Origin of the sequence: Protaetiibacter larvae (assembly GCF_008365275.1) — a bacterium.
GTDB lineage: Bacteria > Actinomycetota > Actinomycetes > Actinomycetales > Microbacteriaceae > Homoserinibacter > Homoserinibacter larvae.
Genome location: NZ_CP043504.1, coordinates 2,511,302 through 2,526,159, shown reverse-complemented (window position 1 = coordinate 2,526,159; position 14,858 = coordinate 2,511,302). Strand labels below are relative to the sequence as shown.

Annotated in this window: 5 protein-coding genes; all 5 read left to right on the top strand. The window is 72.0% G+C overall.

What is annotated here, in order from left to right; all coding sequences use genetic code 11:
- Nucleotides 1-43: 43 nt before the first annotated feature.
- The 5 genes from FLP23_RS11960 (at nt 44) to FLP23_RS11940 (ending at nt 14,836) form a co-directional block, all read left to right on the top strand.
- Complete coding sequence (locus FLP23_RS11960) at nt 44-5,650, top strand: Ig-like domain-containing protein (protein WP_168200446.1); 5,607 nt, start codon at nt 44-46, stop codon at nt 5,648-5,650.
- Between the two features lie 34 nt (nt 5,651-5,684).
- Nucleotides 5,685-6,653, top strand: coding sequence for an AAA family ATPase (locus FLP23_RS11955; RefSeq protein WP_149326071.1), 969 nt, complete (start codon nt 5,685-5,687; stop codon nt 6,651-6,653).
- Between the two features lie 4 nt (nt 6,654-6,657).
- Nucleotides 6,658-7,944: a DUF58 domain-containing protein gene (locus FLP23_RS11950; protein WP_149326070.1), complete on the top strand. Its 1,287-nt coding sequence runs from the start codon at nt 6,658-6,660 to the stop codon at nt 7,942-7,944.
- Nucleotides 7,941-10,349 carry a transglutaminase-like domain-containing protein gene (locus FLP23_RS11945; RefSeq protein ID WP_149326069.1) on the top strand — a complete coding sequence of 803 codons (2,409 nt, stop codon included), beginning with the start codon at nt 7,941-7,943 and terminating at the stop codon, nt 10,347-10,349. The genes FLP23_RS11950 and FLP23_RS11945 overlap by 4 nt, the downstream gene beginning before the upstream one ends.
- Nucleotides 10,350-10,465: 116 nt before the next feature.
- Entirely contained in the window at nt 10,466-14,836 is a 4,371-nt protein-coding gene (locus FLP23_RS11940; protein ID WP_246139990.1) for a type VII secretion EssC family protein, read from the top strand.
- Nucleotides 14,837-14,858: the final 22 nt, after the last annotated feature.

Sequence of the window (14,858 nt, the reverse complement as noted above, 5' to 3'; positions counted from 1 at the left end):
CGGGGCGAAAACGAAGTCGCCTCGCATGTTAGCCTGTTCCGGCTTGACCCCCGGAGCGGGGCGGAACGAGGGGGAGAGGGAGCGGATGGGGGTGCTGGCGCGGGGCTGGTGGCGTGCACGCCGCAAGACCGTCGCCACCGTCGCCACGATCTCGCTCGTCGCCGGCGGCACCCTCACGGTGGCCGCCCTGCACCCCGGCTTCCCGGTCACCGATGTCGAGCTCACCTCGCGCGACGTGTGGGTCACCAACGGCGAGCTGCTGCGCGGCGGGCGACTCAACAAGCAGATCGACGAGCTCAACGGCTCGGTCATGGCGTCGTCGCCCGACTTCGACGTGCTGCAGGACGGCGACTCGACCTTCCTCGTCGACCCCGACAACGACCGCCTCGAGTCGGTCGATGCGGCGTCCACCACGGTCACGAGCTCCGTCGACCTGCCGCCCGACGCCGAGGTGAGCTACGGAGGCGAGGTCATCGCGGTCGTGTCGCGCGGCCAGCTCTGGGCGCTCTCCGCGGTGGGCGACCTGCAGCTCAACTTCGTCTCCACGCCGCCGCTGCTCGAGCTCGGTGAGGGCGGCCACGCCGTCGTGACGCCGTCCGGCGCGATCGTCGCGGTCTCGCCTCACGACAAGACGCTCTACCGCATCCCGACTCTGGCGGACGTGCCGATCGAGTCGGCCTTCCCGGGGATCGGCGAGTTCCAGCTCGCCGCCATCGGCGAGCGTGTCGTGGCCCTCGACGAGTCGACCAACTCGCTCGTCGACCAGGACGGCACGGTGCGCGAGCTCGGCGACGATCGTGCCCTGCGCCTCCAGCAGAGCGGCCCGGTCTCGGGCTTCGCCGTGCTGGCCACCGGATCCGGACTGCTGCGCGTCGACCTCGGGTCGGGCGCGGTCGAGGCGATCGACGCCGAGACGGGTGCCTCGACGAGCGACCCGGAGGACGTCGCGGCCCCCGTGAACGTCGCGGGCTGCGCGCACGGCGCGTGGGCGCACGCGCAGCGCTACCTGATCGCCTGCGAAGGCAGCGCCCCGCAGGGCCAGGACATCGACCAGCCGACCGCGGGCAGCCGCCTCGAGTTCCGCGTGAACCGCAGCGTCATCGTGCTCAACGACCTCAGCAACGGCAACGTCTGGCTGCCGGCCGAGAACATGCGTCTCGTCGACAACTGGGACGACGTGATCCCGCCCGAGCAGGAGGAGAACGAGGAGGAGGGAGACGACCAGTCGGCCCTGCAGTCCTTCGAGGACACCCTCGCGCAGCGCACCGACCAGAACCGCCCGCCGACCGCGGTCGACGACGACTTCGGCATCCGTCCCGGCCGCACGACGATCCTCTCGGTGCTCGACAACGACTCCGACCCGGACGGCGACGTGCTCGTCATCTCCGACCACGGCGCCGTCACCGAGTCGACGGGACGACTCGACCTCATCGACGGGGGTCGCGCCCTGCAGTTCACCCCCGATCCGTCGTACTCGGGCGGCGTCGGCTTCGACTACACGATCGACGACGGGCGCGGCGGGACGACGACCGCGCGCGTGAGCCTGCGGGTCGTCCCGGACGGCGTGAACGCGCTGCCGGTCGAGCTGCGCACCTCGGCCACGAGCGTCGAGGCGAACCAGACCGTCGCCTACAACGTGCTCGCCAACTGGCGCGACCCCGACGGCGACGACCTCTACCTCTCGGGCGCCGCCCCCACCTCGGGCGACCTCGTGCGCTTCACCCCCGACGGCGTCGTCACCTTCACCCACCAGACCTCCGAGCTCGGCGAGAAGGAGGTGCAGTTCCAGGTGACCGACGGCTCCGGTGACGCGGTCACGGGAACGCTCATCGTCGACGTGCAGCCTGCGGGGGCGCTCAAGCCGGTCGGCACCCCCGACTTCGCGAGCGCGTTCACCGGTGAGCAGGTCACCATCAAGCCGCTCGAGAACGACCTCTCGCCGGGCGGCGCCGCACTCGCGATCGCGAGCATCGACGACCCGGGCGACGGTGCGACGATCTCCCTCGACAGCGAGCAGAACGTCGTCCAGTTCTCGGCGGGCACGGCGGGCGTCTACTACGTCGAGTACTCGGTGACCGCGGGAGGGGTGCCCAGCACGGGCATCATCCGCATCGACGTCAAGGATCCTCCCGTCGACGACGTGCTGCCGCCGGTCGCCGTCAAGGACACCGCCTACCTGCGCGCCGACGAGCCCACCACGGTCTCAGTGCTCAGCAACGATGTGAGCCCGAGCGGGCGCATCCTCGCCGTCCAGTCGATCTCGGTGCCCGCCGACGTGCAGGCCAAGGGCGTCGTGGTCGAGCTGCTCGAGGCGACGCTCATCCGGGTGACCTCGCCGCAGGCGCTCACCTCGCAGATCGGCTTCACCTACACGATCTCGGACGGCTCCGCGACGGCGTCGGCGGGCGTCACCATCGTGCCGGTGCCCCCGCTCACGAAGCACCAGCCGCCGATCGCCCGCGACGACCTCGTGACCGTGCGCGCGGGCGACATCGTGACGGTGAAGGTGCTCGCCAACGACGAGCACCCCGACGACGCGCGGATGTTCCTCGCCGACGAGCTCGTCACCGAGCCGACCGCCGGCATCGCCTTCGTCAACGACGACACCGTGCGTTTCCAGGCCCCCGACGAGCCCGGCCAGTACCAGGCCGCCTACCGGGTGCTGGACGCCTACGGCGAGAGCGCCGCGGCCACCGTGGTGTTCACGGTGACCCGCGTCGAGGAGGAGTCCAACCGCGAACCGAAGCCGGTCCCGGTGATCGCCCGGGTGCTCGCGGGCGGCACCATCCGCGTCGACCTGCCGCTGCAGCGCATCGACCCCGACGGCGACTCGGTGCAGCTGCTGCGCACCCCCACCGGCCCGTCGATGGGGTCGCTCGACGAGCTCGGCACCGACTACCTCGTCTACACGGCCTTCCCGGGCGTCGCGGGCACCGACACCTTCTCGTACCAGGTGTTCGACGCCTTCGGCGCGACCGGCACCGCCGAGATCCGCATCGCCGTCATCCAGCCCCCGGATGCCGCGCAGAACCCCAGCGCGGTGCCCGACAGCATCTCGGTGCGACCCGGAAAGATCGCCCAGGTCGACCTGACCGCGAACGACTCCGACCCGCAGGGCTCGCGCATCCACGTCGACAAGAAGCTCGTCGAGGTGCCGGAGGGCATCGAGGCGGAGGTCGTCGACGAGCGCTACCTCGTGGTGACCGCGCCGAAGGAGGAGGGCACCTTCGCCATCCGCTACCGGCTCGTCAACGAGCTCGGCGGCTCGACCAACAGCTACGCCATGGTGCAGGTGACCCCGGAGGCGCCGCTCATGCCGCCGTCGGCGAAGGACCTCGCGCTCACCCTCAAGCAGATCGCCGGCAAGAAGACGGTCACGGTCGACATCTTCGACGGCTCGGCGTTCAACCCCGCGGGGCGCAACTCCGACCTCGTCGTCTCGCTCGAAGGTCCGAACGCCTCCTCGGGCGAGGTCGACGCCGATCGCATCGGCAAGATCACCGTGACGCCGGGCGAGAAGCGCCAGGCGATCGCCTACCGGGTGACGAACGAGACCGACGGACTGTCGGCGACCGCGTTCATCCTCGTGCCGGCGGCGGTCGACGACAGCTTCGACGACCCGCCGCTCATCGACCCCGCGCTGCCGATCCAGTACGTGCCGATGAACGAGTCGCGCGAGTGGAAGCTCTCCGACATCCTCAAGGTGCCCTCGGGGCGCGACGCCTGGATCCCGGACGCCTCAAGCGTGACCGCGCTGCAGAGCGACGGTTCGAAGAACTTCGTCGACAAGGAGACGATCCGCTACCAGGGACCGCAGAACTACCGCGGCCCCGCGTCGATCACCTTCACGGTGACCGACGGGGCGTCCGCCGACGACCCCAAGGGCAATTACGCGACCCTGACCCTGCCGATCGTGGTCGGCGATCCCGAGTTCCGCGACACCCCGCCGACCTTCACGACCCCGCAGCTGCAGGTCGAGGTCGGCGAGACGGCCACGATCGACCTGCGGGCGGCGACGGGGCACCCGAACCCCGAGATCCTGCAGCAGGTGACCTATTCGGAGCTCGCAGGGACCGGTCCCAAGCTCACCGGGAGCCTGGACGGCTCGCAGCTCACGGTGTCGACGCCGCGCAACACCCCGAAGGGCACCGCCTTCGACCTCGCGGTGACGCTGCGCTGGGACAAGTTCACGGTGCCCGGCACCGTCCACGTGATCGTGGTGGGCTCGACGCGCCCTCCCGCCCTCGCGGTCGATGACGCCTACGAGACCCAGCGCGGCGACGGCGTGGTCATCACGAGCCCGCTCGTGAACGACTTCAACCCCTACGCGGCGACCGGCGAGGCGCTCACGATCGTGAACGCGAAGGTGCAGAACGACGGCGAGCCGGCGGGCGTGAGCTTCACGGCAGACCAGATCCGGGTGACGCCCAACCCCGCCCTCAAGTCCGGCACGATCAACATCGTCTACACGATCCACGACGCCACCGAGGATCCGGATCGCGCGGTCAACGGTCTCATCACGGTCGTCGTGAGCGACGTGCCGGATCAGACGCAGAAGCCCACGGTTCCGGGGCAGGGCGACGAGGGCGCCGTCACGATCGGATTCCAGGCGCCGGCCTCCAACGGCAAGCCGATCACCTCGTACGAGGTGCGCTCGACCCCCGCCGTCGCCGTGCCCGCCGACTGCGTTCCGCCCGCCTGCGAGATCACGGGCCTCACCAACGGCACGAGCTACCAGTTCTCGGTGCGTGCCGTCAACGAGCACGGCCCGGGCGAATGGTCGGCGTGGAGCAACGGGGTGATCCCCTACGGCACGCCGGCCACCCCCGCGCCGTCGATCACGACGGTCGACCCCTGGGCGCCCAACGCGGTCATCCGCGCCAGCTGGGCCGGCGTCGCCGCGAACGGCGGCTCGGTCGAGTACGAGTGGCGGATCGACGGCGGCGGCTGGACGCGCACGCCCGCCCTGAACACGGGCGACGTCACCGTGCAGGCAGGCGGCCACAGCATCGAGGTGCGTGCCGTGAACTCCGGCGGCAAGACGAGCGCCGTCGCGGCGGCCTCGATCTCCATCACCGCGCAGGCGGTCCCGCCGACCCCGGGCGGACTGGGGGTTTCGGGGTCCGGCAACACCGCGCCCGCCACGCTCACCTGGAGCTGGGGTGCGGTGACCGCGAACCCGGGCGGCGGCGCGGGCCTCCGCTACGAGGTGAGCACCAACTCGGGCGGCTCGTGGATCAACGTGAACTCGAACACCTCGTACAGCCGATCCGGGCTGGGTGCGGGCAGCTACACGCTGCAGGTGCGGGCCGTGAACAAGGCGGGGGCGTCCGCGCCCACCGGCAACGTGAGCGGAACGGTCGCGGCGCCCGCTCCCACCTCCTGGACGGTCACGACGACGAGCGGCACCTGCCCCGAGCGGACCACCTCGTTCGGCAACTACGACGGCACGAACTGCGCCAACGGCTTCATCCCGAGGTCGACGAGCCTGGTCGTCTCGTGCTACTCCGAGCGCAACGCCACCAGCTACCAGCTGTGGTACACGATCGTCAGCGGTTCGCCGAAGGCGCTCTACAACGGCGGCGGCTGGCAGGTCGCTGCCGGTACGACCGACATGCCGAGCCGGCCCTCGGGCATGCCGCGCTGTTAGCGCACCGACCCCACCCGAACGAGAAGAGAGAGACATGCCCGTCACCCAGGAGCAGGCGACCTGGTTCGCCGACGCCTTCCAGAAGCTCGTCGCCAATGTCGACAAGGCGATCGTCGGCAAGGACCACGTCATCAAGCTCGTGCTGACCGCGCTCATCTCCGACGGGCACGTGCTGCTCGAGGACTACCCCGGCACGGGCAAGACGGTGCTCGCGAAGTCGCTCGCCAACACCCTCGACGGCACGACGAGCCGCATCCAGTTCACCCCCGACCTGCTGCCCTCGGATGTCACGGGCGTGCAGATCTACGACCAGGGCAAGGGCCGATTCCAGTTCCACCCCGGCCCGATCTTCGCCTCGATCGTGCTCGCCGACGAGATCAACCGCGCCTCCCCGAAGACCCAGTCCGCGCTGCTCGAGGTCATGGAGGAGGGCGTCGTCACGATCGACGGCGAGGGCCACTCGGTGGGCGCGCCGTTCCTCGTGATCGCCACCCAGAACCCCGTCGAGCAGGCCGGAACCTACAAGCTCCCCGAGGCCCAGCTCGACCGCTTCCTCATCAAGACGAGCCTCGGCTACCCGGACGCCAAGACGGCGGTCGGTCTGCTCATGGACTCCTCCAACCGCGCCCGCGCCTCGCTCGTGACGCCCATCATCAAGCCCGAGTCGATCCTCGCCATGGCGGCGCTCGCCTCCGAGGTGCATGTCGACGAGTCGGTCATGCAGTACCTCGCCGACATCGTGGACGCCACCCGCAAGCACCGGGACGTCGTGCTCGGGGTGAGCATGCGCGGTGCGATGGCGCTCGCCCGCGCCGTGAAGACCTGGGCGATCGCGAAGGGCCGCAGCTACGTGACGCCGGACGACGTGCGCGAGCTCGCCATCCCCGTGCTCGCCCACCGTCTCGTGATCGACCCGGAGTCGGACTTCGCCGGCGTGACCGCCGAGGACGTGGTCTCGCGCATCCTCGTCGACATCGAGCCGCCCGCCTACCGCGCCGCCTGAACCCATGACCGCCGCCCGACTCGAGCCTCCCGCCGCGCTGCTGCGCCCGGCGGGCGACCGCGCGCGTCGGTTCGCGACGGCGGTCGGCAACGTGCTCGCGCCGATCGGGCGGGGCATCCGGCGCGTCGCCGGACCGGTGCTGCGCGTCATCACCCCCGTCGGCTGGATCGTGCTCGGGCTCGGGGTGCTCGCCGTCGTGCTGAGCGTCGCATTCGGCTGGCAGGAGTTCACCTTCCTCGGGATGGTGCTGCTCGCCGCGGTGCTCGTGTCGACGCTCTTCCTCATCGGCCGGTCGAGCTACGGGGTGCTCATCGAGCTCAACCCGCGCCGGGTCGTCGTGGGGGACCGCGCGATGGGGCGGATGGTCGTCACCAACACCGGCTCCCGCAAGCTCGCCCCCACGCGCATGGAGCTCCCGGTCGGCCGCGGCGTCGCCGAGTTCCCGCTTCCGGGCATGGCGCCCAAGCAGGAGCAGGAGGAGCTCTTCCAGGTGCCGACGAATCGGCGCGCGGTGATCGTCGCGGGCCCCGCCGAGTCGATCCGCGGCGACCAGCTCGGGCTGTTGCGCCGGGCCGTGAAATGGGCTGAGCCGGTCGAGCTGTTCGTGCATCCGCGAACCGTGCGCCTCGCCTCCTCCGCGGCCGGCCTCGTGCGCGACCTCGAGGGGCAGGTGTCGGCGAAGATCACCAACAACGACCTCGCCTTCCACGCGCTGCGCCCCTACGTGCCCGGCGACGACCGCCGCTACGTGCACTGGCGCACCTCGGCGCGCATCGGGCAGCTCATGGTGCGGCAGTTCCAGGAGACCCGCCGTTCGCAGATCATCGTCGTGCTCCCGACGAACGCGGCGTTCTACGCGAGCGAGGAGGAGTTCGAGCTCGCGGTGTCGTGCGCAGCCTCGATCGCCGCGCAGATCATCCGCGACGGCACGCAGCTCGATGTGGTGAGCGAGCGCGGTGCCTGGCGTACGCGCTCGGTCAGCTCGATGCTCGACTCGTCCTGTCGTCTCGAGTACGGCGAGACCGAGGGCTTCGGAGGCTTCCGCGAGTTCGTGCGCGAGCGCACCCGACGCCTGCCCGCGCCGAGTGTCGTCGTGACGGTCGGCGGATCGCGGCTCGGCCCGGGCGAGATCCGCAGCGTGCAGACCCTGTTCGGCGCCGACACGACCCACCTCGGCATCGTCGTCGAGGAGGGGGAGCCCGCCCGACTCGGCGCGGTCGGCGGCATGCAGTTGCTGACGGTCGGCCGCCTGGAGGATCTGCCGGGCCTGTTCCGGGGGTTGAGCTCGTGACCGCCGCATCCGTGGCCACCCCCGTCGCCGCACCGGGCGCCGCACCGGCCACCGCGCCGACCCGTCGTGCCGCGCTCGAGCTGCCGAGCGGTCGCACCTGGTTCGACATCGCGATCCTGATGGTGCTCGCGGTGCTCGGCGTGCTCGGCTTCACCCCGTCCTACGGCGGGTACAGCTTCCTCGCGGCGGGCCTCGGCGGGCTCGCCCTGGGGCTCGCCACCGGGCTGCTCACCACGATGCTGCGCCTGGGCGGCCTGCTGACCTTCGCCGTCGCGATCGTCGGCTACTTCCTGGTGGGTCCCGCCGTCGCGGTGCCCAGCCAGACCGTGTTCGGGGTCGTGCCGACCCTCCGCTCGCTCGCGAGCCTCGCGCTCGGCACCGTCGACGGCTGGTCCGACCTGCTCACGCTCTCGACCCCGGTCGGCGCGCCCGCCTACATCGCCGTCGTGCCGTACGCCTCGGCGTGGCTCGTCGCGCTCAGCTCGACCCTGCTCGCCGCCCGCTGGCTGGCCCGCCGCCCGCGCACCGCGTGGCGTTTCGGCGTGACCCTCATCCCGGCCGTCGTGCTCTACCTCGCGGGCATCCTGCTCGGCACCCAGGAGGCCTACCAGGCCGGCATCCGGGGTGTCGCGTTCGCGGTGCTCGCCCTCGTCTGGCTCGGCTGGCGCCAGCCGGTCGGCGGTGTCGCGGCGCGCACCGACGGCGCCCTGCTGCGCCGGAAGGTCGTCGGAACGGTCACGGTCGTGCTCGTCGCGGTCGTGGTGGGCGGCGGCGCGGCCTACTGGTTCTCGCCCGCGCAGGATCAGCGTTTCGTGCTGCGCGACGAGATCGAGCCCCCGTTCGACCCGCTCGACTACCCGAGCCCGCTCGCCGGCTTCCGCCACTTCTCGAAGCAGACCGTCGACGACGCCCAGTTCACGGTGACCGGCCTGCAGCCGGGCGACCGCATCCGGATGGCGACGCTCGACTCCTTCACGGGCAAGCTCTGGAACGTCACGGGGGCCGCCGCGAGCACCTCGGGCTCCGGCTCCTTCGAGCTCGTCGGTCGCAGCATCCCGCACGCCCCGCTCGCCACCACCACCTCGCACCCCGAGGTCGAGGTGACGATCTCGGGCTACCAGGATGTCTGGGTGCCGGGCGTCGGCTACCCGACCGACTTCGAGCTGACCGGGGGAGAGGCGGCCGGGCATTCCGACGATCTGCGCTACAACGCCGCCACCGGCAGCATGGTGCTCACCACCGGGCTGCACGAGGGCGACAGCTACCGCATCGACGCCGTCACCCAGGAGGCGCCGTCCGTGCAGGAGCTCTCGACCGTGCCGGTGGCGCATGTCGAGCTGCCGCCGGTCGAGAAGGTGCCGGATGTCGTCGCGAAGAAGGCGCAGGAGTGGGCGGGCGCCGAGACCTCGCCGGTCGAGCAGCTCGAGGCGATCCGCCTCGTGCTGACACGCGACGGCTACCTCAGCCACGGGCGCAGCTCCGACGTCGTCCCCTCGCGTGCCGGTCACGGCGCGGACCGCATCAGCGAGCTGCTCGAGGGCCGGCAGATGATCGGCGACGAGGAGCAGTACAGCTCGGCGTTCGCGCTCATGGCGCGCAGCCTCGGCTACCCGGCTCGTGTCGTCATGGGGTTCGCCCCCGAGGTCTCCGAGGGCTCCGGCGCGATCACGGTCACCGGCCGGGACGCCACCGCGTGGGTCGAGGTCGCCTTCGAGGGCGTCGGCTGGGTGCCGTTCGACCCGACCCCCGACGAGACCGACATCCCGCAGGATCAGGTGCCGAAGCCGCAGAGCGAACCGCAGCCGCAGGTGCGGCAGCCTCCGCGTGCTGACAAGGAGCCCGAGAACCTGCTCACCCCCGTGCAGCTCGACCAGCAGGACGACGACGAGGACGACGCGCCGTTCACGATCCCCGGATGGGTGTATCCGGTGGGTGCCGGAGTGCTCGGACTCGCGGCGCTCGTGTTCGTGCCGATGATCGTGGTCGCCGCCATCAAGTCGCGCCGACTGCGCCGCCGCCGTCGCGCGGCGCGGGTGGCCGACCAGGCCGCCGGCGCCTGGGCGGAGCTCGTCGACCGCTACTCCGAACTCGGCTACCAGGTGCCCGCGCGACTGACGCGCGGCATGCTCGCCGCGCGACTCGAGGCGCAGTTCCCGGCGAGCGAGCAGCAGGCTCCGCCGCGGCTGCGCGTGCTCGCCGCCGACGCGGACGAGCTGGTCTTCTCCGCGCGTGACGCGGAGACGGCCGAGGGCGACGCCGTCTGGGCATCCGCCCTCGACGCCGTCCACCTCGCGCGGACGCAGTCGACCGCGCGCGTGCGCCTGCTCAGCCGCTACCGCGTGCGCGCCGGCCGCGACCTCGTCTCGCGACTCACCACCACCGCACCGCGAAGGAGCGACCGCTGAAACTGAAGCTGACCCTCCGGCGGCACTCCGGCCCCGAGGCGGACATCGTCGTCACCGCGGACGCCGGTGCGACGGTCGGCGACGTCGCGGCGGGCATCCGCGGTCGCGACCCCTACTTGGCCAAGCTCGGGGGCGCCGCGGACGCGCCGGTGACGCTGAGCGTGACGGACGCGGGCGGCACCGCCGCCCGGGTGCTCGCGAGCGACTTCGCGATCGCCGAGGCGGGCATCGGATCCGGTGCAGCGATCGCGATCGTGCCCGAGGGCACCGTGGCGGCGCCTGCGGCCGCAGCCCCCGCGGCGCGGCTCGTCGTGGTCGACGGCCCCGACACCGGCACGGAGTTCGCGGTGAAGCCCGGGACGGTCTTCATCGGACGCGACGCCTCGATGTCGGACCTCACCCTGAGCGACACCCTCGTGTCGAAGCGCCATGCGCGCGTCGACGTCTTCAGCCACGCGATCCGGCTGGTCGACCAGAACTCGGCCAACGGTCTCGAAGTCGACGGCGGACTCGTGACACGCGTCGACCTCGAGGACGGCGACACCGTCCGCCTCGGCGACACCGTGCTGCGCGCCGTGATCGCAGCCCCCGCCGCCGCACCCGTGGAGCCCGCCGCGGTCGGCCCCATCGCGTTCAACCGCTCCCCGAGGGTCGAGTCCCGCTACCCGGGTGCCGAGTTCACGGCGCCCGCGCCGCCCTCCGAGCAGGACGCCCAGCCGTTCCCGTGGCTCGCGCTCGTCGCGCCGCTCGCGATCGGCGTCGTGGGCATCTTCTTCATGCAGCGCAACCCCGCGATGCTGCTGCTCGTCCTCGCGTCGCCCGTGCTCATGCTGGGCACCTGGTGGACGACGCGCTCGACACGCAAGCGCAAGCGCAAGCTCGACATCGCGAACTTCGACGCCCGGGCCGCAGCTCTCGAGACCACGCTCGCCGCGGAGGCGGAGCGCGAGCGCGCCGTCCGCCGCGCCGAGAGCCCCTCGACCGGCGAGGTCTACGCGCAGGCGCTCGAGCTCGGCCCCCTGCTGTGGACGCGCCGCCCCGAGCACTGGCAGTTCCTCTCCGTGAACCTCGGGCTCGGCTCGATGGAGTCCCGCAACACCGTCACGAGCACGAAGGAGGAGACCGGCCTCCCCGAGTACGTCGAGCGCGTCAAGGCCACCCAGGACGCCTTCCGCCGCATCGACGAGGTGCCGGTCACCGAGAACCTCTACTTCTCGGGGGCGCTCGGCATCGCCGGACCGCAGGCGCTCGCAGCGGATGCCGCCCGCGGCGTGCTCGTGCAGCTCACCGGGCTGCACTCGCCCGCCGAGCTCGTCGTCGCGGCCATCGTCTCGAACACCTGGACGGGCGAGTTCGAGTGGCTCAAGTGGCTGCCGCACACGGCGTCCCCGCACAGCCCCCTCGAGGCCGTCCACCTCGCCAACAGCCAGGCGACCGGCGGGGCGCTGCTCTCGGCCATCGAGGAGCTCATCGCCGTGCGCACCAAGCAGCAGGAGGTGCGTGGCGCGCGGATGCTCGAGTCCTCGGCCCTCGTGGCGGGCGCCGCCGTCGGCGACGGCGCCGAGGAGGTCGCGCCGCCGCCCGCGGCGACCCCCGCGGTCGTGCTGCTCATCTCCGACGACGCGCCCGTCGATCGCGCCCGGCTCGTGCAGCTCGCGGAGCGCGCCGCGGATGCCGGCGTGTACCCGATCTGGGTCTCGCCCACGCAGGAGCAGCTTCCCGCGGTCGCACGCACCTTCGTCGTGGTCGACACCGACAGCAGCGCCCGGGTGGGGCTCGTGCGGCTCGGCGACGCCATCACCTCGGTGCGCACCGAGCCCGTCACCCGCGACCAGGCCCTGTGGTTCGCACGGCGACTCGCCCCCGTGACCGACGCCGGCGCCGCCGTCGCCGACTCGAGCGACCTGCCCCGTTCGGTCACCCTGCTCTCGCTCGTCGGGCCGGCCCTGGCGACCACCCCCTCGGCGGCGGTCGGCCGTTGGCGTGAGAACGACTCCATCCACGACCGCTCCGGCGGCCCGCTCGTGCGCCGCCGCCCCGGCAAGCTGCGCGCCATCGTCGGCTCGGCCGGCGTCGACGCGATGCACCTCGACCTGCGCACCCAGGGACCGCACGCGCTCGTGGGCGGCACCACCGGATCCGGCAAGTCCGAGTTCCTGCAGGCCTGGGTGCTCGGGATGGCCGCCGAGTACAGCCCGGATCGGGTCACCTTCCTGTTCGTCGACTACAAGGGCGGTTCGGCCTTCGCCGACTGCGTGCACCTGCCGCACTGCGTCGGCCTCGTGACCGACCTGAGCCCGCATCTGGTGCGTCGCGCCCTCACCTCGCTGCGCGCCGAGCTGCACCACCGGGAGCACCTCTTCAACCGCAAGAAGGCCAAGGACCTGCTCGACCTCGAGAAGCGCGGCGACCCGGAGACCCCGCCCGCGCTCGTGCTCGTGATCGACGAGTTCGCCGCCCTCGCGGGGGAGGTGCCGGAGTTCGTGGACGGCGTGGTCGACATCGCCCAGCGCGGTCGCTCGCTCGGCATCCACCTGATCATGGCCACCCAGCGTCCCGCGGGCGTCATCAAGGACAACCTGCGCGCCAACACCAACCTGCGCATCGCGTTGCGCATGGCCGACGAGTCGGACTCGATGGATGTCGTGGGCGACAAGGTGGCCGGCACCTTCGACCCGTCCATCCCGGGACGCGGCATCGCGAAGACCGGCCCGGGGCGCCTCACGCCCTTCCAGTCCGCCTACGCGGGCGGCTGGACGAGCGACACCCCCGCCGCCCCCAGCGTCGAGGTGGCGGAACTGCGTTTCGGCGCCGAGCACGTCTGGGAGCTGCCCGGCAAGGACGAGCAGTCGGCGGCCGAGAGCCAGGCCGATCCCGGACCCACCGACCAGGCGCGGCTCGTGGCGAACCTCGTGGCGGCGGCAGGCGAGGCCCGCATCCCGGCGCCGCGGCGTCCGTGGCTCGACGAGCTCGCCCCGGTGTTCGATCTCACCCGCCTCCACCAGCGCACCGACACCGAGCTCGTGCTCGGCGTGGCCGACCTGCCGCAGCTGCAGAAGCAGCAGGAGGTCGTGTTCCGGCCCGACATCGACGGCAACATCGCCTACTTCGGTGCGGGCGGCGCGGGCAAGACGGTCGCGCTGCGCTCGCTCGCGGCGGCGGCCGGCATCACCCCTCGCGGCGGCCCCGTCGACGTGTACGGGCTCGACTTCGGCACCGGGGGGCTCCGGATGCTCGAGGCGCTGCCGCACGTCGGCTCCATCGTGGCGGGCGACGACACCGAGCGCGTCGTGCGGCTGCTGCGGATGCTCCGCGACGAGCTCGAGCGCCGCAGCGCCGCCTACACGGCGGTCGACGCGGGCTCGATCGTCGACTACCGGCGGATCGCGAACGCGCCAGACGAGCGCCGCATCCTGCTGCTCGTGGACAACTTCCCCACCTTCAAGAACGAGTTTGAGATCGGCGCCACCCGCGCCCCGTGGTACGGCGTGTTCCAGCAGATCCTGGCCGAGGGGCGCGCGCTCGGGATGCACGTGGCGATCACCGCGGACCGGCCGGGCAGCGTGCCGACCGGCGTCTCCTCCGCGTTCCAGCGCCGGGTCGCGCTGCGGCTCGCCGACGAGGGCGGCTACCTGCTGCTCGACGCGCCCGCCGACATCCTCTCGCCCGCATCGCCCCCCGGGCGCGCCGTGATCGACGGCGCCGAAGCCCAGCTGGCGATCGTCGGCGGTGTGCAGGGGGTCGCCGAGCAGGCGAAGGCCATCGCGGCGCTCGCCGAGGCCATCCGTCGCACGGGACGGGCGGAGGCGGTCGAGGTGGGCTCGCTCGGCACCGAGATCCCCGCAGCCGCGCTCCCCGCGACCGTCGACGGCCTGCCCGCCCTCGGCATCTCCGACGACACCCTCGCCCCGGTCGGCTTCGAGCCCTCGGGAGCCATCGTGCTCGCCGGTCCGCCCGCATCGGGCCGCAGCAACGCGCTGCGCTGGCTCATCGCCTCGGTCGGCCGATCGCATCCGAAGCTCACCCGCTACTACTTCGGGTCGCCGCGCTCGGTGATCGGGCAGCAGCCGGGCTGGGAGGCCAAGGCGCTCACCGTCGAGGATGCCGCCTCCCTCGCGAAGGAGGTCACCGCGACCGTCGCGGAGACCGGCGGCGGCGAGAAGATCCTCGTGATCATCGAGCAGATCGGCGACTTCCTCTCCACCTCCGCCGACTCGGCTCTCGTCGAGATGATCAAGGCGATCAAGCGCAGCGATCACCTGCTCATCGCCGAGAACGAGAGCGGGGGATGGGGCTCCTCCTGGCCGCTGCTGCAGGAGGTGAAGGCGGCCCGCACCGGCTTCCTGCTGCAGCCGGAGTCGATGGAGGGCGACACGATCCTCAAGACCTCGCTGCCGCGGGTTTCGCGCGGCGACTTCCCGCCCGGTCGCGGCTTCTTCATCGCCCGCGGAAAGGCCGTCCGAGTCCAGCTGCCGCTCGTCCCGTAGCGACATGGGGAGTCATCCCCAT